This window comes from Curtobacterium sp. PhB191 (assembly GCF_004346515.1).
GTDB lineage: Bacteria > Actinomycetota > Actinomycetes > Actinomycetales > Microbacteriaceae > Curtobacterium.
In genome coordinates, this window is the sequence record NZ_SMBV01000005.1 from 240,938 (window position 1) to 258,531 (window position 17,594).

General features: G+C 69.9%; 21 protein-coding genes. 2 read left to right on the top strand and 19 right to left on the bottom strand.

Going from position 1 to position 17,594, the window contains the following annotated elements:
• Nucleotides 1-53: 53 nt before the first annotated feature.
• The 6 genes from EDF48_RS10430 to EDF48_RS10455 all read right to left on the bottom strand — a co-directional run bounded on the left by EDF48_RS10430 (nt 54) and on the right by EDF48_RS10455 (nt 6,103).
• Nucleotides 54-998 carry a phosphatidate cytidylyltransferase gene (locus EDF48_RS10430; RefSeq protein ID WP_131879806.1) on the bottom strand — a complete coding sequence of 315 codons (945 nt, stop codon included), beginning with the start codon at nt 996-998 and terminating at the stop codon, nt 54-56.
• A 65-nt stretch (nt 999-1,063) separates the two neighbouring features.
• Nucleotides 1,064-1,618 (bottom strand): ribosome recycling factor, encoded by a 555-nt coding sequence (gene frr / locus EDF48_RS10435; protein WP_111086089.1) that lies wholly within the window; start codon nt 1,616-1,618, stop codon nt 1,064-1,066.
• Between the two features lie 47 nt (nt 1,619-1,665).
• Nucleotides 1,666-2,385, bottom strand: coding sequence for a UMP kinase (pyrH, locus tag EDF48_RS10440; protein WP_111086088.1), 720 nt, complete (start codon nt 2,383-2,385; stop codon nt 1,666-1,668).
• A 126-nt stretch (nt 2,386-2,511) separates the two neighbouring features.
• Nucleotides 2,512-3,339 carry a translation elongation factor Ts gene (tsf, locus tag EDF48_RS10445; RefSeq protein WP_111086087.1) on the bottom strand — a complete coding sequence of 276 codons (828 nt, stop codon included), beginning with the start codon at nt 3,337-3,339 and terminating at the stop codon, nt 2,512-2,514.
• Nucleotides 3,340-3,421: 82 nt separating this feature from the next.
• Nucleotides 3,422-4,348 carry a 30S ribosomal protein S2 gene (rpsB, locus tag EDF48_RS10450; RefSeq protein ID WP_111086086.1) on the bottom strand — a complete coding sequence of 309 codons (927 nt, stop codon included), beginning with the start codon at nt 4,346-4,348 and terminating at the stop codon, nt 3,422-3,424.
• Nucleotides 4,349-4,660: 312 nt separating this feature from the next.
• A complete protein-coding gene (locus tag EDF48_RS10455; RefSeq protein WP_243650030.1) occupies nt 4,661-6,103 on the bottom strand; it encodes a sugar porter family MFS transporter in 1,443 nt (480 codons plus the stop codon).
• Between the two features lie 346 nt (nt 6,104-6,449).
• Between EDF48_RS10455 and EDF48_RS19100 the strand changes: the two genes are divergently transcribed.
• Nucleotides 6,450-7,031 carry a M23 family metallopeptidase gene (locus EDF48_RS19100; RefSeq protein ID WP_165932369.1) on the top strand — a complete coding sequence of 194 codons (582 nt, stop codon included), beginning with the start codon at nt 6,450-6,452 and terminating at the stop codon, nt 7,029-7,031.
• A gap of 197 nt (nt 7,032-7,228) precedes the next feature.
• On the opposite strand, the gene EDF48_RS10465 is transcribed toward EDF48_RS19100, so the two are convergent.
• From EDF48_RS10465 to rplS, 9 genes are all read right to left on the bottom strand, one after another.
• On the bottom strand, nt 7,229-8,167 hold the full coding sequence (locus tag EDF48_RS10465; RefSeq protein WP_131879810.1) for a tyrosine recombinase XerC: 939 nt from the start codon (nt 8,165-8,167) through the stop codon (nt 7,229-7,231).
• 25 nt (nt 8,168-8,192) lie between these two features.
• Nucleotides 8,193-9,440 carry a DNA-processing protein DprA gene (gene dprA / locus EDF48_RS10470; protein ID WP_131879813.1) on the bottom strand — a complete coding sequence of 416 codons (1,248 nt, stop codon included), beginning with the start codon at nt 9,438-9,440 and terminating at the stop codon, nt 8,193-8,195.
• Nucleotides 9,437-10,960, bottom strand: coding sequence for a YifB family Mg chelatase-like AAA ATPase (locus EDF48_RS10475; RefSeq protein ID WP_131879815.1), 1,524 nt, complete (start codon nt 10,958-10,960; stop codon nt 9,437-9,439). Before EDF48_RS10475 ends, dprA begins: the two co-directional genes overlap by 4 nt.
• Nucleotides 10,957-11,346 (bottom strand): YraN family protein, encoded by a 390-nt coding sequence (locus EDF48_RS10480; protein ID WP_123294793.1) that lies wholly within the window; start codon nt 11,344-11,346, stop codon nt 10,957-10,959. The genes EDF48_RS10475 and EDF48_RS10480 overlap by 4 nt, the downstream gene beginning before the upstream one ends.
• Nucleotides 11,347-11,498: 152 nt before the next feature.
• The gene (locus tag EDF48_RS10485) at nt 11,499-11,846 is read right to left on the bottom strand and encodes an Lsr2 family protein (RefSeq protein WP_111086073.1); all 348 of its coding nucleotides are present in this window, start codon (nt 11,844-11,846) and stop codon (nt 11,499-11,501) included.
• Between the two features lie 105 nt (nt 11,847-11,951).
• Complete coding sequence (locus EDF48_RS10490) at nt 11,952-12,275, bottom strand: DUF2469 family protein (protein WP_111086072.1); 324 nt, start codon at nt 12,273-12,275, stop codon at nt 11,952-11,954.
• Between the two features lie 262 nt (nt 12,276-12,537).
• Nucleotides 12,538-13,236, bottom strand: coding sequence for a ribonuclease HII (locus EDF48_RS10495; RefSeq protein ID WP_131879817.1), 699 nt, complete (start codon nt 13,234-13,236; stop codon nt 12,538-12,540).
• Nucleotides 13,233-13,976, bottom strand: coding sequence for a signal peptidase I (lepB, locus tag EDF48_RS10500; RefSeq protein WP_111086070.1), 744 nt, complete (start codon nt 13,974-13,976; stop codon nt 13,233-13,235). The genes EDF48_RS10495 and lepB overlap by 4 nt, the downstream gene beginning before the upstream one ends.
• Nucleotides 13,977-14,109: 133 nt before the next feature.
• Nucleotides 14,110-14,466: a 50S ribosomal protein L19 gene (gene rplS / locus EDF48_RS10505; protein WP_123339832.1), complete on the bottom strand. Its 357-nt coding sequence runs from the start codon at nt 14,464-14,466 to the stop codon at nt 14,110-14,112.
• A gap of 167 nt (nt 14,467-14,633) precedes the next feature.
• Here rplS and map point away from each other — a divergent pair, with 167 nt between their 5' ends.
• The gene (map, locus tag EDF48_RS10510; RefSeq protein WP_131879819.1) at nt 14,634-15,425 is read left to right on the top strand and encodes a type I methionyl aminopeptidase; all 792 of its coding nucleotides are present in this window, start codon (nt 14,634-14,636) and stop codon (nt 15,423-15,425) included.
• Between the two features lie 200 nt (nt 15,426-15,625).
• Here the strand turns inward: map and trmD are convergent, their stop codons facing one another.
• From trmD to rpsP, 4 genes are read right to left on the bottom strand one after another with little or no spacing between them, the layout of a single operon-like run.
• Nucleotides 15,626-16,318 carry a tRNA (guanosine(37)-N1)-methyltransferase TrmD gene (trmD, locus tag EDF48_RS10515; protein ID WP_131879821.1) on the bottom strand — a complete coding sequence of 231 codons (693 nt, stop codon included), beginning with the start codon at nt 16,316-16,318 and terminating at the stop codon, nt 15,626-15,628.
• Nucleotides 16,319-16,323: 5 nt separating this feature from the next.
• Nucleotides 16,324-16,923 carry a ribosome maturation factor RimM gene (gene rimM / locus EDF48_RS10520; RefSeq protein ID WP_243698086.1) on the bottom strand — a complete coding sequence of 200 codons (600 nt, stop codon included), beginning with the start codon at nt 16,921-16,923 and terminating at the stop codon, nt 16,324-16,326.
• Nucleotides 16,889-17,125: an RNA-binding protein gene (locus EDF48_RS10525; RefSeq protein ID WP_111086067.1), complete on the bottom strand. Its 237-nt coding sequence runs from the start codon at nt 17,123-17,125 to the stop codon at nt 16,889-16,891. The genes rimM and EDF48_RS10525 overlap by 35 nt, the downstream gene beginning before the upstream one ends.
• 3 nt (nt 17,126-17,128) lie before the next feature.
• Complete coding sequence (rpsP, locus tag EDF48_RS10530) at nt 17,129-17,542, bottom strand: 30S ribosomal protein S16 (RefSeq protein ID WP_111086066.1); 414 nt, start codon at nt 17,540-17,542, stop codon at nt 17,129-17,131.
• Nucleotides 17,543-17,594: the final 52 nt, after the last annotated feature.

A 17,594-nucleotide genomic window follows, 5' to 3' on the forward strand; every position in this document is an offset into this window, starting at 1 on the left:
GGACGCGCTGAGGGCAGCGCTCAGGGTGGGCCGACGAGGTCGATCGAGGTCGGTCAGTGGTTGACGATCAGGTACAGCACGTAGGCGACGGCGGCCGACGGCAGGATGCTGTCGATGCGGTCGAGCAGTCCGCCGTGCCCGGGCAGGAAGGACGAGATGTCCTTGATGCCGAGGTCGCGCTTGATCATCGACTCGGTGAGGTCGCCCAGGGTCGCGGACCCGGAGATCAGCACGCCGAGCACGACGCCGGTCCACCACGGCAGGCCGAGCATGAGCCAGGCGACCAGGATGCCGACGATGATGCTCGCGGCGACCGATCCGGCGAAGCCCTCCCACGTCTTCTTCGGGCTGATCCGCGGCGCCATCGGGTGCTTGCCGAGGTTCAACCCGGTGGCGTAGGCACCGGTGTCGACAGCGACGACGACCAGGATGAAGCCGATCACCCACAGGTTGCCCTCTGACTGCGCGGAGAGCAGGACGACACAGGCGCCGAGCAGCGAGATGTACGCCTGCACGAACAGGCCGTTCGTGACGTCGCGGAACACGTCGCCGGCCGACGGCTTCTGCCGCGAGAGCGCGACCTCGATCAGACGCCAGAGGCTGATCAGGACGATGCCACCGAGCAGTGTGAAGAGTGCCGCGACCTGCCCGAGCAGGAACGCCGCCGGCACGATCGCGATCGCGACGGCGACGCTCGGGATCCGCGGGACGTCCCGGCCCGCGAAGCGCATGGCGCTCGTGAGCTCGTAGACGCCCACGCCGAGCAGGAACGCCGCCACGACCATGAACGACGGTGGCCAGATGAGGAGCGTGCCGAGCATGACGACGGCGAACGCGAGCGCGATGCCGATCGCCGCCGGCAGGTTGCGCCCGGTGCGCGCCGTCAGGGCCTCGTTGCGCGCACCGAAGTCGGCCTTGCGCTGCCGGAGCTGCGCCTCGAAGTCGGTGCGGGCCGCTCGGGCACGCGCATCGAAGTCCTGGCGGAGCCCCTTCTTCACGGGCCCGGTGTGGTCGGGTCCGTGCTCTGCTGTGGGGCGTTCACCGCCCTGGTCCGGGCGGCGCATCAGACCTCGAGGAGTTCGGCTTCCTTCTTCTTCAGCGACTCGTCGATCTGGTCGACGTGCTTCTTCGTCAGGGCCTCGAGGTCCTTGTCGCCGCGCGAGATCTCGTCGTCCGAGATCTCACCCTTGAGCGCGTCGAGGTCGTCCTTGGCCTTGCGGCGGATGTTCCGGATGACGACCTTGTGGTCCTCGCCCTTCGTCCGCACGAGCTTGACGAACTCCTTGCGGCGGTCCTTGGTGAGCTCCGGGATCGTCACGCGGACGATGTCGCCGTCGTTCGTCGGGCTGGCGCCGAGGTTCGGGAACGTCGCGATGGCGCGCTCGATCTCCTTGAGCGCCGTCTTGTCGTACGGCGTCACGATGAGCGTGCGGGCCTCGGGCGTCTGCAGCGACGCGAGCTGCGCGAGCGGCGTCGGCGTGCCGTAGTACTCGACCGGGATCTTCTGGAAGAGCGCCGCGTTGATGCGGCCGGTGCGGACGGTCGAGAAGTCGTCCTTGGCGACCTCGACAGCCTTCGCCATCTTCTCGGTGGCTTCGGTCAGGACATCACTGATCACGGTGTTACTCCTTCGGTACTGGCGTCGAGTCTAGTCAGCGGTGCGGGTCAGTTGCTGACCACGGTGCCGATGCGCTCGCCACGGATGGCGGCCTGGACGTTGCCGTCGCCCTCCATGCCGAAGACGTGCATCGGCATGCCGTTGTCCATGCAGAGCGAGAACGCGGTGGCGTCGACGACCTTCAGACCCTTCAGGAGCGCGTCCTGGTAGGTCACGTGGTGCAGCTTCTCGGCCGTGGCGTCCTTCTTCGGGTCCGCCGTGTACACGCCGTCGACACCGTTCTTCGCGACGAGGACCTCGTCGGCCTTGATCTCGAGTGCTCGCTGCGCGGCCACCGTGTCGGTTGAGAAGTACGGCAGACCGGCGCCGGCGCCGAAGATGACGACGCGGCCCTTCTCGAGGTGCCGCTCGGCGCGCCGCGGGATGTACGGCTCGGCGACCTGGGTCATCGCGATGGCCGACTGCACGCGCGTGGCGGCCCCGGCCTGCTCGAGGAAGTCCTGCAGCGCCAGCGCGTTCATCACGGTGCCGAGCATGCCCATGTAGTCGGCACGGCCGCGGTCCATCCCGCGCTGCGAGAGCTCGGCGCCGCGGAAGAAGTTGCCCCCGCCGACGACGATCGCGATCTCGACCTCGCGCGCGGCGACGGCGATCTCCTTGGCGATGGCCCCGATCACGTCGGGGTTCACGCCGAGCGATCCGGCCCCGAAGGCCTCTCCCGACAGCTTCAGCAGTACGCGGCGTCGTCCGGTCTTCTCGTCGGTCATCTGATCGCACCCTTCGTCGTGGTCTCGTGGAAATGTACTCGCGGATGTGTCGCGTGTGTGTCGCGCCCGGAGGCGCGAAAAACGGGGCCAGGAACCTGGTTGGTTCCTGACCCCGTCACGGGTTCGTTACGCGCCGACCTTGACGCGGGCGAAGCCCTGGATCGTGATGCCGGCGTTCTCGGCGGCCTTCGCGACGGAGATCTTGTTGTCCTTCGCGTAGTCCTGGTCGAGGAGCGACACCTGCTTGATGTAGGCGTTCACCCGACCCTCGACGATCTTCGGGAGCGCAGCCTCGGGCTTGCCCTCCTCGCGCGTGATCGCCTCGACGGTCGCACGCTCCTTGGCGATCTCGTCGGCCGGGACCTCGTCGCGGGTCAGGTACGTCGGGTTCGCGAACGCGACGTGCTGGGCGATCGAGCGGGCCTCGGCAGCGTTGTCACCCTCGTACGCGATGACGACGGCGATCTGCGGCGGCAGGTCCTGGCTGGTCTTGTGCAGGTAGATCTCGAAGGCCGAGCCCTCGACACGGCGGACCGTGCGGACCTCGAGCTTCTCGCCCAGTGCGGCGGCCGACTCGTTGACGACCTCGAGGACGGTCTTGCCGTCGACGGGGGCGGCGTTCGCGGCGGCGACGTCAGCTGCACCGGCGGCCGCGACGGCCCCGAGCACCTTGTCGGCCAGCGTCGTGAACTTCTCGTTCTTCGCGACGAAGTCGGTCTCGCTCGCGAGCTCGACGACCGTGGCGGCGCCGTTCTCGGAGCTCGCGACGACGACGCCCTCGGAGGTGGCACGGTCGTCGCGCTTGGCGACGGCCTTCGCACCCTTGATGCGGAGCAGCTCGACGGCCTTGTCGTAGTCGCCGTCGGCCTCGACGAGCGCGTTCTTCGCGTCCATCATGCCGGCGCCGAGGTCCTCGCGGAGCTTCTTCACGTCAGCAGCGGTGAAGTTTGCCATTGACTGTCCTTTCTGGACGGTACGTGTGTGGAGAGTGGTGACGCAGGCGCCGGACCCGATCGGGTCCGGCGCCTGCGACAGGTCACTCGGCGGGGGTGGTCTCCGCGGCTGCCTCGGCCTCGGCCGTCGGCTCCGCGTTCTTCGCGTCGTCGGCGATCGGCTCGCCGATCTCCTTCGCGGCGACCTGCGCGTCAGCGTTGTTCTCCTCGACGGTCGCACCCTCAGGAGCGGCGTCGGCGGACGGCGTCGCGGCGTCGCCACCGAGGAGCTCCTGCTCCCACTCGGCGAGGGGCTCTGCGGCCTCTTCGTCGTCGCCACCGTTGTGGCGGGTCTTCAGGCCCTCGGCCGCGGCGTCGGCGACGATGCGGGTGAGGAGACCGACGGAGCGGATCGCGTCGTCGTTGCCCGGGATCGGGTACGTGATCTCGTCGGGGTCGCAGTTGGTGTCGAGGATGCCGATGATCGGGATACCGAGCTTCTGCGCCTCGTCGACGGCGAGGTGCTCCTTCTTGGTGTCGACGATCCAGAGCGCGCTCGGGGTCCGCGTGAGGTTGCGGATACCACCGAGGGTCTTGTGGAGCTTGTCCAGCTCGCGCTTCTTGATGAGGAGCTCCTTCTTGGTGAAGCCCTTCGTCGTGTCGTCGAAGTCGATCTCCTCGAGCTCCTTCATGCGCGCGAGGCGCTTGGAGACCGTCTGGAAGTTCGTGAGCAGACCGCCGAGCCAACGCTGGTTGACGTACGGCTGGCCGACGCGGGTCGCCTGCTCGGCGATGGAGCCCTGCGCCTGCTTCTTGGTGCCCACGAAGAGGATCGTGCCACCGTGCGCGACCGTCTCCTTGACGAAGTCGTACGCGCGGTCGATGAAGGCCAGCGACTGCTGCAGGTCGATGATGTGGATGCCCGAGCGCTCGGCGAGGATGAAGCGCTTCACCTTCGGGTTCCACCGACGGGTCTGGTGTCCGAAGTGGACGCCGCTGTCGAGCAGCTGGCGGATGGTGACGACGGCCATGTGCCGTCCTCCTTCTGTGTTCTCGGAGCGCAGCTGTGCTGTGCCCCTGTTGCGGTTGTGTCGAGCACGACCGGAGGTCGTGATCCCTGGTGTCCTGGCACGCGACCGCCCGCTCGTGAGAGCGGGACCGGTGGTCGGGTGCCGGGTCGGAGACGGCGAACCGTTGACGACCCTGTGGACACGCGAAGTCAGCGCGCATCAGCGCACTGCTGGAGAAATGCTAGCAGACAGGAGGCCCGGATCACGCGCGCCGACCGGCTGACGTGATCCGGGCCTCCTGTCCGGTGTTCTGGGTGTCTCAGACGCGACTGATCACGCCTTCGCGTTCACCGTGTCGCCCTCGGCGGAGATGCCCATCTCCTCGAGCGAGCGACCCTTGGTCTCCGGGATCTTCGCGATGACGAAGAAGAACGAGATCAGCGCGAACAGCGCGTAGATGCCGTACGTGACCGTCAGGTTGAAGCCGGACAGCACCGGGAAGGTGATCGTGACGATGAAGTTCGCGACCCAGTTGGCGGCCGAGCCGATGCCGAGCGCCGTGGCGCGGATGCGGTTCGGGAACATCTCGCCGAGCAGCACCCACATGAGCGGACCCCACGTCGCACCGAACGACACGACGAACAGGTTCGCGAAGATGAGGGCGATGACACCCCACGAGCCGGGCAGGCTCGGGTTGCCGTCCACGATCGTCGACTGCGAGAACGCGATCGCGACCATCGCCAGCGACACGAACATGCCGGCGGAACCGGTGACGAGCAGCGGCTTCCGACCGACCTTGTCGACCAGGAAGATCGCGATGAACGTGACCGCGACGTTGACCACCGACGTGATTGTCGAGATGAGGAACGAGTCGCTCTCCTTGAACCCGACCGCCTGCCAGAGCGTCGTCGAGTAGTAGAAGATCACGTTGATGCCGACGAACTGCTGCAGCACGGCCAGGATGATGCCGACCCAGACGATGGGCTGCAGGCCGAAGCGGTTGCCCCGGATGGAGCCCTTCTTCTCGTTGGCTTCCTTCTTGATGCCGTCCTGGATCTCCTCCAGGCTCGTGTTCACCGTGTCGCGCGGGACGATCTTCGTCATGACCGCACGGGCGTCCTCCGTCCGCCCCTTGGCGAGCAGGTACCGCGGCGACTCCGGCAGCGTGATCGCCAGGATGCCGTAGACCACCGACGGGATCACGCCGACCAGGAACATCCAGCGCCAGGCCGGCAGGCCGAAGACCTCGGCGGACGCGCTGCCTGCCGTGACGGCGAAGAACTGGTCGGAGAGCAGCGCGGCGAAGATACCGAGCGTGATCGCGAGCTGCTGGAACGAGGCCAGGCGCCCGCGGATCGCCTTCGGCGACACCTCGGAGATGTACGCCGGCGCGATCACCGATGCCGTACCGATGCCGAGGCCGCCGACGAGACGCCACAGGACGAAGTCCCACGTGGCGAACGCGAAGCCGGAGCCGATCGAGCTCACCAGGAACAGCACCGCGGCCCAGAACATCACCCGGGTGCGACCCCAGCGGTCAGCGAGTCGACCAGCGAAGTAGGCGCCGAATGCACAGCCGATGAGCGCGGACGCGACGGCGAAGCCGCTCGCCGCCTCGGACAGGCCGAACTCGCCCTTGATGGCCTCGACGGCGCCGTTGATGACCGACGAGTCGAAGCCGAAGAGGAAACCGCCCACCGCTGCTGCGATGGCGAACGCGGTGACCTTCCCCTTGAACGCACGGTCCTCGCCGTGCCCGGTGGCTGTGTTGGACACGATGCTCCTGGGTTCTGCCGGCCGTGCTGCTGTGGGCACGGTGCCCCGGCGGTCGGCTCGTTCGCCGTCCGTGCGGCGTTGCGTGGTCCGGAGCGGCCCCGACTGTACTCCTCGTGGTGGATGTGGTCATAACCGGGTGCGGGTGTCGGCGCGGGGCGGGGCGGTCGGGGCGTGGGCGGGTCGGGAGTCGCCTCGACTCGGAACGACACCGTCGATGTCGTGCGACATCGAGGACGTCGTTCGTTGCGGTCGCGTCGTCCCTCCACAGGCCGGGAGGCCCGCCCCACCCTCCACGGACCGCCTCACCTCGGTCGTGTGGCGGGTCCGGGCCGGACAGAGTGGCGGCATGTTCCTGTTCCCGGGCTCCGGCACTCGGCTCCCCCCGGTCGTCGCGATGGTGGTGGTGATCGGGATGCTCGGGGCGGCCACCGCGTCGTTGCCCGCACCTGGGCCCGCGCCGGAGGACGTGCGCGACCACCGGGATCGCACGGCGGCGACTCGTGCTGCCGAACCGTGGATCTGGCCGACCGGAACGCGGGTGGTCGAGCGCGGGTGGGAGCCACCGTCCGACGACTACGCCGCCGGTCACCGCGGGATCGACGTGCCGGCGCCGCTCGGCACGAGTGCGGCGGCGGTCGACGACGGCACGGTGGCGTTCGCCGGACCCGTTGGCGGCAGGAGCGTCGTGACGGTCGACCACGGCGGCGGGCTCGTCAGCACCCTCGACTCGGTGCAGCCGCTCGTCGCCACTGGGGACGACGTCCGACAGGGTGATCAGGTCGGCTTGGTGTCCGTGGGGCACTGCCCGGCCTCGGCCCCGTGTCTGCACCTCGGCGCGCGGATCGACGGCCGCTACGTGGACCCGACGCCGTACCTTCCCGTGGCCGAGTGGCCCGTGCTGTTGCCGGAGTCCGCCTGGCCGGGGTGAGCGTCGGCGACGAGCGGTGGGCGACGTGCAACTTCGACGTGCGACGTAACGGTCGCGCCGTTCCAACGTTCCGACGCCGCGCAACCGCACGAGTGCGCGGCGCCGGTCCGGCGGTCGCTCGGCGCCGGTCCGACGGTCGCTCGGCGCCGGTCCGACGGTCGCTCGCGGGGCACGGCGCCGGTCCGGCGGTCGCGCCGTCAGGCGCGCGGGTGGGCCGTCCGGTAGACCTCGCGCAGCCGTGCTGAGGACACGTGCGTGTAGATCTGCGTCGTCCCGAGGCTCGCGTGCCCGAGCAGTTCTTGGACCGCCCGCAGGTCCGCTCCCCCGTCGAGCAGGTGCGTCGCCGCGGTGTGCCGGAAGGTGTGCGGTCCGCTCGGCCCTTCGCCGGGAAGGTCCCCGAGCAGCCGAGCCACCACGCGGTACGCACTCCGCACCCCGAGCCGGCCACCCTGGTCGCCGAGGAACAGTGCCGTGCTCGGTACGTCGGCCCGCGCCGCGAGGGTCGGACGCCCCCGCGACGTCCACGCCTCGAGTGCGTCACGGGCCGGGACACCGAACGGCACGACCCGCTCCTTCCCGCCCTTCCCGAGCACGCGGACCGTAAGCCGCCCGCGATCGACGTCGGCGACGTCGATGCCGACGAGCTCGCTCACCCGGATCGCCGCGGCGTACAGGAGCTCCACGAGCGCCAGGTCCCGCAGCGCACCGGGATCGTCGGTCGCTGCACGGGCCGCGAGGCCGTCGAGCAACCCACGGACCTGGTCGGCCGACACCACCCGCGGCAGGTGCGAGCCGCCCTTCGGTGCACGGAGCCGCACGCCGGCGTCCGTCGCGGTCACCCCGGTCTCGCTCGCCCACCGGGTGAACGCCCGCACCGACGACGACCGGCGGGCGATCGTGGACCGTGCGAGCCCCCGCTGGTCGGCTTCCCACAACCAGTCACGGAGGAGTTCGAGGTCGACCCCGTCGATGCCGACGACGTCGCGTCGCGCGGCGAACTCGACGAACTGCTCGAGGTCGTTCGCGTACGCGCGGAGCGTCTGCTCGCTGAGCCCCCTGGCGTGTCGAGCGTGCCCGAGGAACGAGTCGACCGCTGCCACGAGTCGCTCTTCCTTCTGCTCTGCTCGGTCCGCCACGTCGTCAGCGTACTGCTGGCCGACGTCATGCGCGGCCCCACCCGCCGCTGCTGTGCGCCACGAGCCCCTGCAACTGCGCGAGCGCGAGGGCGTCCGCCACCGCAGCTCCGGACAGCCCGGACCGTCGAGCGATCTCGGCCTCTGGCAGGGCACGACGGCCGAGCGCGTCGAGGACCCGGACGACCTCGGGATCGCGCTGGACCGACACGAGGGGTTCGTCCGCCGCCGCGGTCGCAGCGGATGGGGGCACGGGACGCATCGCGGCGACCGGGTTCCCCGGGTGCACGACGAGCTGCGCCCGGCCCTGCGCCACGAGCCGGTGGCACCCGACCGACGCCGAGGACGCGAACGCTCCCGGGACGGCGAACACCGGGCGACCGAGCTGCCCGGCGTGGTGCGCGGTGTTGAGCGCACCGGACCGCGCACCGGCCTCCACGACGACCGCAGCATCGGCGAGGGCGGCGATCAACCGGTTCCGGGCCAGGAAGCGCCACCGGGTCGGGCGGGTCCCCGGCGCCGACTCCGCCACCAGGGCGCCCTGCCGAGCGACGTTGTGGAGCAGCTGGACGTTGCCGGCGGGGTAGAGCTGATCGATCCCCCCGGCCAGGACCGCGATCGTCGGGACCCCTGCGGCGATCGCCACCCGGTGTGCGACCGCGTCGATCCCGTAGGCGCCGCCGCTGACGATCGTGCAGCCGGCGTCCGCGGCGGACGAGGTGATCTCGGCGGCTGCTTCGGCCCCGGCGATGGTGTTCGCCCGCGACCCGACCACGGCCAGGGCGGGTGCCCCGTCGCCGACACCCGCCGTGGCGCTGCGAGTCCAGAGCACGAGTGGTGCGTGGGGGCCGAGGTCGTCGATCGCCGTCGGCCACCCAGCGGACCCGGGCACGAGCAGTCGTGCCCCGACGGCTTCGGCCGAGGCGACGACGTCGGCCACGTCGGACCGGACCAAGCGCGGTCGCCACCGGTCGATGGCCGTGTGCAGGACACCGGCGAACGCATCGGGATCCTCCGCACCGGGTACGCCGGCCTCCACACACCCGTCGAGCAGATCCTCGAACGCACCGTCGGCTGCCAGCAGGACCGAGCCGAGGGCGCGCTCCGACCCGAGGGCCGCCATGAGCTCACCGGCGACGGAGTCCCCGGGCTCCACGATCACGGACCACGCGACCCGAGCGGCGGTCTGGACCGGGTCCGACGCACCGTCAGTCCCGAGGACCCGCCGGATCGCGGCGAGCAGTTCGCTGCCGTGGCCGGGCCCCACGCCGCTCACAGCGCGCTCCGCAGGGCAAGAGCACCCCGGACGTGTGCTCTGCTCGGACGGTCGACCGCTTCGAGGTCGGCGAGGGTCCACGCGAGCCGCATCACCCGGTCCCACCCCCGCATGGTCAAGGTGCCGAGGTCGAGCGCCCGGTCGAGCTCGGTGGTCGAACCGGGTTCGATCCGACCGTCCGCCCGCAGCCAGGCTCCGGTGACCTCGGCGTTCTTCGTCCACCCGGTGTCCCGGAGGCGTTCGGCCATCCGAGCGCGGGCCGCGGCGACGCCGGCGCGGGCCTCGGCCGTCGTCGGCGTGCTCCCGTCGGCACCGCGCATCTTCCCGGTCGTCACCCGGGGCACGAGCACCCGGATGTCCATCCGGTCGAGCAGCGGTCCGGACATCCGCCCGAGGTAGCGCCGGACCGCACTCGGCGGACACTCACACGGTTGGCCGTGCGCTCCGCCGGCGTTGCCGCACGGGCAGGGATTGGCAGCGAGCACGACCTGGCACCGCGCCGGGAACTCGGCGGCGCCCGCAGCCCGGTGGATGGTGATCCGACCGGACTCGAGCGGCTGGCGGAGCGCGTCGAGCACCGCACGGGGGAACTCCGGTGCTTCGTCGAGGAACAGGATGCCGCCGGTCGCCCGCGACACTGCTCCGGGTCGCAGCACACCGGAGCCGCCGCCGATCAGGGAGATCGCCGACGCGGAGTGGTGCGGGGCCTCCCACGGGGGCTTCGTGCTCCACGACGCCGGTCCGAGTCCGGCGACGGACCGGACGGCGGCGACCTCGAGCGCGGTCGCGTCGTCGAGGTCGGGCAGGAGTCCGGGCAGGCGCTCCGCGAGCATCGTCTTGCCGGCACCGGGTGGACCGAGCAGGAGCGCGTGGTGCCCTCCGGCCGCCGCGGCGACGACGGCGCGCACCCCGATCGGGTTCCCGACGACGTCCGACAGTTCGGCCGCCGGGCGTTGGACCGAGGGCACCGGCACCGGCAGCACCGCGTCGACCTCGACCGGCGGCAGCAGCGCGCCGGCGTCGATCGCAGCCGCACGGAGTGAGTCGACCCCGGTGGTGCGCACGCCGTCGACCACACGGGCCTCGGGCAGGTTGCCGATCGGCAGCACGACTCGGTCGGCCCCGGCGTCGCGGGCGGCGAGCAGCATCGGGATGACGCCGGCGACCGGTCGGACCCGACCGTCCAGACCGAGCTCCCCGATGTAGACGATCCGCTCACTGACGGCGGGTGCGAGTCCGGCGCCGGCGAGCACGGCCATCGCGATCGCCAGGTCGAACCCGGAACCCCGTTTCGGGATCGCCGCGGGCGTGAGGTTCACCGTGATCCGGCGAGCCGGCAACGGACACCCGGCGTTCGCAGCGGCGGCACGGACTCGCTCGCGCGCCTCGCCGAGCGAGGTGTCCGGCAGTCCGATGATGCTGAAGGCGGGCAGCTGGCTGGTCAGGTGGGCCTCGACCTCGATCCGGCGCCCGGTCACGCCGAGCAGCGCAACGGCCGCAGCACGGCCTATGCCCGTCACAGCACACCCGCCACGTGTTGGACGGCCGTCCGGGGACCGTCGACGTGGACCGCGACCACGTCGATGCGGATCGCGCGTGCCGACACCTCCGGATGGGCGTCGAACCACTCGGCCACGAGTCGTCGCATCCGGGTGAGCTTCGTCGCCGTGATCGCCTCGAACGGATGCCCCGTCGTCGTACCGGATCGCGTCTTCACCTCGATGAACGCGAGTGTGCAGGAATCCCACGCGACGATGTCGATCTCACCCCGGGCGCACCGCCAATTCCGCTCGAGGACCCGGAAACCCCGTTCGTGCAACCACGCCACGGCCTGGTCCTCGCCGAACCGCCCCAGGCGGCCGTTCCGGAGTGTTCGTCCGGGGCGATCGTGCAGCTTCTGTTCCATGTCATTGCCTCCACGGCAACGATCGCGGGAACGGCAGCGCGGATGGCCGCCGATGGAGACTCTGTGGAATCAGACGACGACGATCGCCCTTGGGGAGGAATGACGAAGGACCCGGGTGATCGCGATCATCCGGGCCCTTCGTCGACAGCGGCTCAGTGTGCGGCTGCGTACGCTTCCTGCACCTGGGTCGAGATACGACCACGGGTCGAGACCTCGTAGCCGTTCTCCTTCGCCCACTCGCGGATCTTGCCGAGCTCTTCGGAGTTGCCACGCTTCGGGGCCGACTTCGGGGCCGTGCTGCCGGTGCGACGTCCGGAGACCTTGCGCGCTGCGGCGATGTAGTCGGAGATCGCTTCGCGGAACTTGTCGACGTTGTCGTTCGTCAGGTCGATCTCGTACGACGAGCCGTCGAAACCGAATTCGACCGTGCGACCTTCACCGGTGGTGATGGGGGAATCGTCGAGGTCGTCGACGAGCTGGACGGTGACCTTCTGTGCCATGCGCGGCTCCTGTTCATTGGACGGGAAATCCCGACCAGAATAGCGCGTGGAATTCCGGCACGTCACCGATCACCGGCGATTCACCGAATGCACCGGAATTGACGATCACTCGTCGAGTGCGAGTTCCTTCGGCAGTTCGAGTTCTCGCGATGTCAGTTCTTCGACATTCACGTCCTTGAACGTGAGGACGCGGACGCCCTTGACGAACCGGTCGGAACGGTAGACGTCCCACACCCAGACGTCGTTCATCGTCAGTTCGAAGTAGAAATCGTGTTCGGTGTCCCGGCGCACGAGTTCGACCTCGTTCGCCAGGTAGAAACGCCGCTCGGTCTCGACCACGTAGCGGAACTGCGACACGACGTCGCGGTACTCGCGGTACAGGGCCAGCTCGACCTCGCGGTCGTAGTCGTCGAATTCGTCCTCATCCATTGCGCCCACAGTCTACGGCGGCAGCCGCACCAGTGCGCGACAGCAGCTCGAGGGATGCACCCGAAGACGGAAGTGCGAGCAAGCTCGGCGTCCGCTCCCGATCCGAGCCCACCGAGGTTCCACAACACGCCGTGTGCGCTCCGCCGAGGTTCCGCTGCGGCACCGTGCATGCGCCGAGATGCCGAGATTTCGGAACCTCACGAGCCGCCGCCGGGGCAGGGCTCGCGGGCCGCAGCCGCGGCAGGCGGGCGACCGCAGCGCGTCAGCTGACGAGCGCGTCGAAGCCCTCGAGTGACACGCTCGACGCCTGGTGCAGCCATGACTTGCGGTGGAGTGCGTGCGCCCCGACCGCGCGGATGGCGTCGTAGTGCGCGGTCGAGCCGTAGCCCTTGTTCGACGCCCAGGCGTAGTGCGGTGCCTCGTCGTGGGCTGCGATCATCAGGGCATCCCGCGCGACCTTCGCCACGATCGACGCCGCGGCGACCGAGGCGCAGTCCCGGTCGGCCTTGACCTGCACGACGACCTCGAGCGGGTCCGTCGTCGGACGGAGCGAGGCGGGGACGGCACGGGACAGCCAGTCGAAGGACCCGTCCAGCACGACGACGGCACCGTCGAGCGACAGGCCCCCGGCGACCAGCGACTCGAGCGCCTGCGCCCCCGCGGCTCCGAGCGCCGGGACGATCCCCTGCTTGTCGACGTACTCGGCGGACGCCATGCCGACGGCGGTGCGCGCCCACCGGGTGACGACGGGGACCAGGTCCGTCCGGCGGGTGGCGGACAGCAGCTTCGAGTCGGCCAGACCCTGCGGGACCCGCCCGACGTCGATCGTCACGGCCGCGACGCCCACGCCGACGGGACCGGCGATCGCACCGCGTCCGACCTCGTCCATCCCGATGACCGTGACACGGCCTTCGGCCAGCAGCCGCTTCTCGACGCGGAGGGAGGGGCGGACGGGGGTCACTGGTCGCGCTCCTCCACCCCGGCGAACACCTCGGGGTGGTCGTCGAGCCACGTCCAGCGGCTCGTCGGCCAGGAGATCACGAAGGCGCGGCCGGTCACGTCGGACAACGGCACGAACCCCTTCGACGGCGTGTCCCCGTTGTAGCGGGAGTCCTTGGAGTCGTTGCGGTTGTCGCCCATCACCCAGATGGTGCCCTTCGGCACGGTGACGGAGAAGTCGGTCGCTGAGGCAGGGGCGCCGGCCGGCAGCTTGAGGTACGGCTCCTTGATCGGGACGCCGTTCACGGACATCTGCCCGAGGTCGTTGCAGCAGGAGACCTTGTCCCCCGGCAGACCGATCACGCGCTTGATGAGGTGGTCGTCGCTGTCGCCCGTCCCGAGGCCGATCTGCGTGAGGACCCAGTCGATCGCCTTGGCGGGCTGGGTGTCCGGCGTGACGCTCGGCACCTCGGACCCGGCGAGCCATCCACCCGGGTCCTTGAACACGACGACGTCGCCGCGTTTCAGTGCCACGACACCCGGGACGAGTTCGTTGACGATCACGCGGTCGTTGATCTGCAGCGTGTTCTCCATCGACGCCGACGGGATGTAGAACGAGCGGATCAGGAACGTCTTGACCAAGAACGACACGAGCAGCGCCGCGATGAAGATGATGACGAGGTCGCGGAGGAATGTGAGGATCCCGTTGCGCTGCTTCTCGGGCCGGGGCCTGCGCCCGGATTCCTCAGTCGTGTCCGTCATTTCCGCTCTCGTTCACACCGTGCCCGCCCGGGTTCAGCGGGCGCAAAGGGAAAGCCCCCCGTCGATGCACAACCGTACATCGGCGAGGGGCCAGCAGCGGCGTCCGGCTCGCGGGCGCTCACTGTGAAGGCGATCAGGCGTCGCGCTTCTCCTTGATCTTGCGGCGGGCCGCCTTGCCGCGCAGTTCGCGCAGGTAGTAGAGCTTCGCGCGACGGACGTCACCCTTGGTGACGATCTCGATGTGGTCGATGATCGGCGAGTGCACCGGGAACCAGCGCTCGACGCCGACCTGGAAGCTCACCTTGCGGACCTTGAAGGTCTCGCCGATGCCGTGGCCCTGGCGGCCGATGACGACACCCTGGAAGACCTGGATACGCGAGCGCGTGCCTTCGACGATGTTCACGTGCACCTTGATGGTGTCACCGGCGCGGAAGTCCGGGACGTCGGTCCGCAGCGATGCTGCGTCGACGTTGTCGAGGAGCTGGCTCATGGCTGTTCTACTCTCTGCGGACGCACACGGGTCGCCGCGGATCGATGTCTGATGAAGTGGTGGTGCGTGCCCGGTGTCGGCGACTCCCCCGTGGCAGAGTCCAGCCAGGGCACAGCGATCCATACTGCCACACAGAACGCCGGGGGCAAAACAGCGAGGATGGACCCATGATCGAACTGCGCACCCCCACGGAACTCGACGGACTGCGCGTCGCCGGTCGGTTCGTGGCCGACGTCCTCGACGAACTGCTCGCCACGGTCGACGTCGGCGTGAACCTGCTCGAGCTCGACCGCGTCGCCGCGCGGATGATCGCCGACCGGGGCGCCGAGAGCTGCTACGTCGACTACCACCCCTCGTTCGGCAAGTCGCCGTTCGGCAAGAACCTGTGCACCTCGGTGAACGACGCGGCGCTGCACGGTCTGCCGTTCGACCACGTGCTGCAGGACGGCGACCTCGTCAGCCTCGACTTCGCCGCGAGCGTCGACGGCTGGGTGGCGGACTCCGCCGTGTCGGTGCAGGTCGGGACGCCCCGCGACGAGGACCAGACGCTCATCTCGACCGTCGAGCGCGCCCTCGCAGCCGGCATCGCGCAGGCTGCTCCGGGCAACAAGCTCGGTGACGTCTCGCACGCGATCGGGCACGTGGCGAAGGAGGCGGGCTACAGCGTCAACCTGCAGTTCGGCGGGCACGGTGTCGGTCACACGATGCACGGCGACCCGCACGTGCCGAACGACGGACGTCCGGGTCGCGGCCTGAAGCTCCGGCCGGGCCTGGTGGTCGCGATCGAGCCGTGGCTCATGCAGGGCACCGACGAGCTGTACCAGGACGACGACGGCTGGACGCTCCGGAGCGTCGACGGCTCACGTGCTGCGCACGTCGAGCACACGGTGGCGGTCACCGAGTCCGGACCCGAGGTCCTGACCCTGCGTCGCGCCCAGCGCGCCGACCCGACCAGCTGACGGACTGGAGGCGCGGTGCGGTCCCGCCCCGCGCCTCCCGTCCGTCACGGGTCGCGACCAGTGCCCCAAAGCGACAGATCTCGGCTGTGGCCGCCGTCATGTGCGCAACAGCGACAGTTGCCCGCGGATGTTCCGCGGCAGACTGTCGCTTTCGCGAAAGCGACAAAGCAGGCGGCAGGCCGCAGCCGGACGCGCGCCGGTCAGGCAGGCGGCAGCAGGTCCGGCCGGACGCGCCGCGTCCGCTCCACCTGCTGCTCGTGCCGCCACGCAGCGACCTTGCCGTGGTGGCCGCTGAGCAGCACCTCGGGCACGTCGTGGTCGCGCCAGGACGCGGGCTTCGTGTACGAGGGGTACTCGAGCAGGCCGTCCTCGTGGGACTCCTCGACCAGGGACTCGGGGTTGCCGACGACGCCGGGGACGAGTCGCCCGACGGCCTCGATCATGGCCATCGCCGCGACCTCGCCGCCGTTCAGCACGTAGTCGCCGAGCGAGAGCTCGACGACCGAGCAGCGTGACGCCGCCCACTCGAAGACGCGGGCGTCGATGCCCTCGTACCGCCCGCAGGCGAACACGAGGTGGTCGGAGGTCGACGCGAGCGCGCGCGCGATGGACTGCTTGAACGGCGTGCCGGCGGGCGTCGGGACCACGAGGGTCGACGAGCCGTCCGGCCGCAGCAGGGCGTCCAGCGCCTGCGCCCACGGTTCCGGCTTCATCACCATGCCGGCGCCGCCGCCGTACGGCGTGTCGTCGACGGTGCGGTGCCGGTCGGTCGTCCAGGAGCGCAGGTCGTGCACGTGCAGGTCGAGCAGCCCACCGGAGCGGGCCTTGCCGAGCAGGGACACGTCCAGCACGGAGAAGAACTCCGGGAAGATCGTGACGATGTCGATCCGCACGGCAGTTAGTCCGAGACCGTCTCGGGCCGGGAGGTGTCCTCGGGGTCCTCGAACAGACCCTGCGGCGGCGTGACCGTGACGGTGCCGGAAGCGATGTCGACCGCGGGCACGATCGCCGCGACGAACGGCACGAGGACCTCGCCGCGCGACGGGGTGTCGATCGCGAGCAGGTCCTGCGCCGGCATGTGGTCGACCCGAGCGACGGTGCCGACCTCGACGCCGTCGCGCAGCACCTTCAGCCCGACCAGCTGGTGGTCGTACCAGGCGTCGTCCTCGCCGGTCTCGGCGTCGGCGTCCTGCTCGACCCAGAGGATGATCCGGGCGAGCGACTCGGCGCCGGTGCGGTCGTCGATCCCCGCGAAGAACGCGACGGGGTGACCGTTGTACCAGCGGAGCTCGTCCAGCTCGAGGGTCTTGCCCGACCACGGTGAGTCGTCGGGGACCTGGAGCGTGAACGTGGCACCGGGGGTGAACCGACGATCCGGGTCGTCGGTGTAGAGCTCGAGCTTGATGCCGCCCTTGAGCCCGTGTGCCTTCGTGATTCGACCCACCCGGAGCTGGGTCGTCTCCCTAGGAATCGGTGTCGACCACGTCGACCCGCACACGCTTGCCGTCGGCCAGGGCCGAGACGAGGGTGCGGAGTGCCTTGGCGGTCCGCCCGGCACGACCGATCACGCGGCCGAGGTCCTCGGGGTGCACGCGCACCTCGAGGACCTCGCCCCGCGGGGAGGTGGAGCTGGCGACGCGCACGTCGTCAGGGTGATCGACGATCCCCTTGACGAGGTGCGTCAGCGCGGATTCGAGCAAGGACTACGCCTCGGTCGTCTCGTCGGCGGTCTCGGCGTCGTCGGTCTTGGCGGCGGGAGCCGTCTTCTCCGACTTCGGCTTGAGGACGGCCTTCTTCGAGGAGTCGACCTGGAAGGCCTGCTTCGGCTCGGCGACCTTGACCTTGGACGCGGTGTCCTTCTCGCCCTTGAACTTGGCCCAGTCGCCGGTCAGCTTGAGGAGGGCCGCGACCTGCTCGGTCGGCTGCGCGCCGACGCCGAGCCAGTAGAGCGCACGCTCGGACTCGATCTTGATGACCGAGGGCTCCTCGGTCGGGTGGTACTGACCGATCTCCTCGAGGACACGACCATCGCGCTTGGTGCGCGAGTCGGCGACGACGATGCGGTAGTAGGGCGCACGGATCTTACCGAGACGCTTCAGACGGATCTTGACAGCCACAATTGCTCCTGTTTGCTTACGTTGTGGTTGAACTGGAACCGCGGGCGTGGGG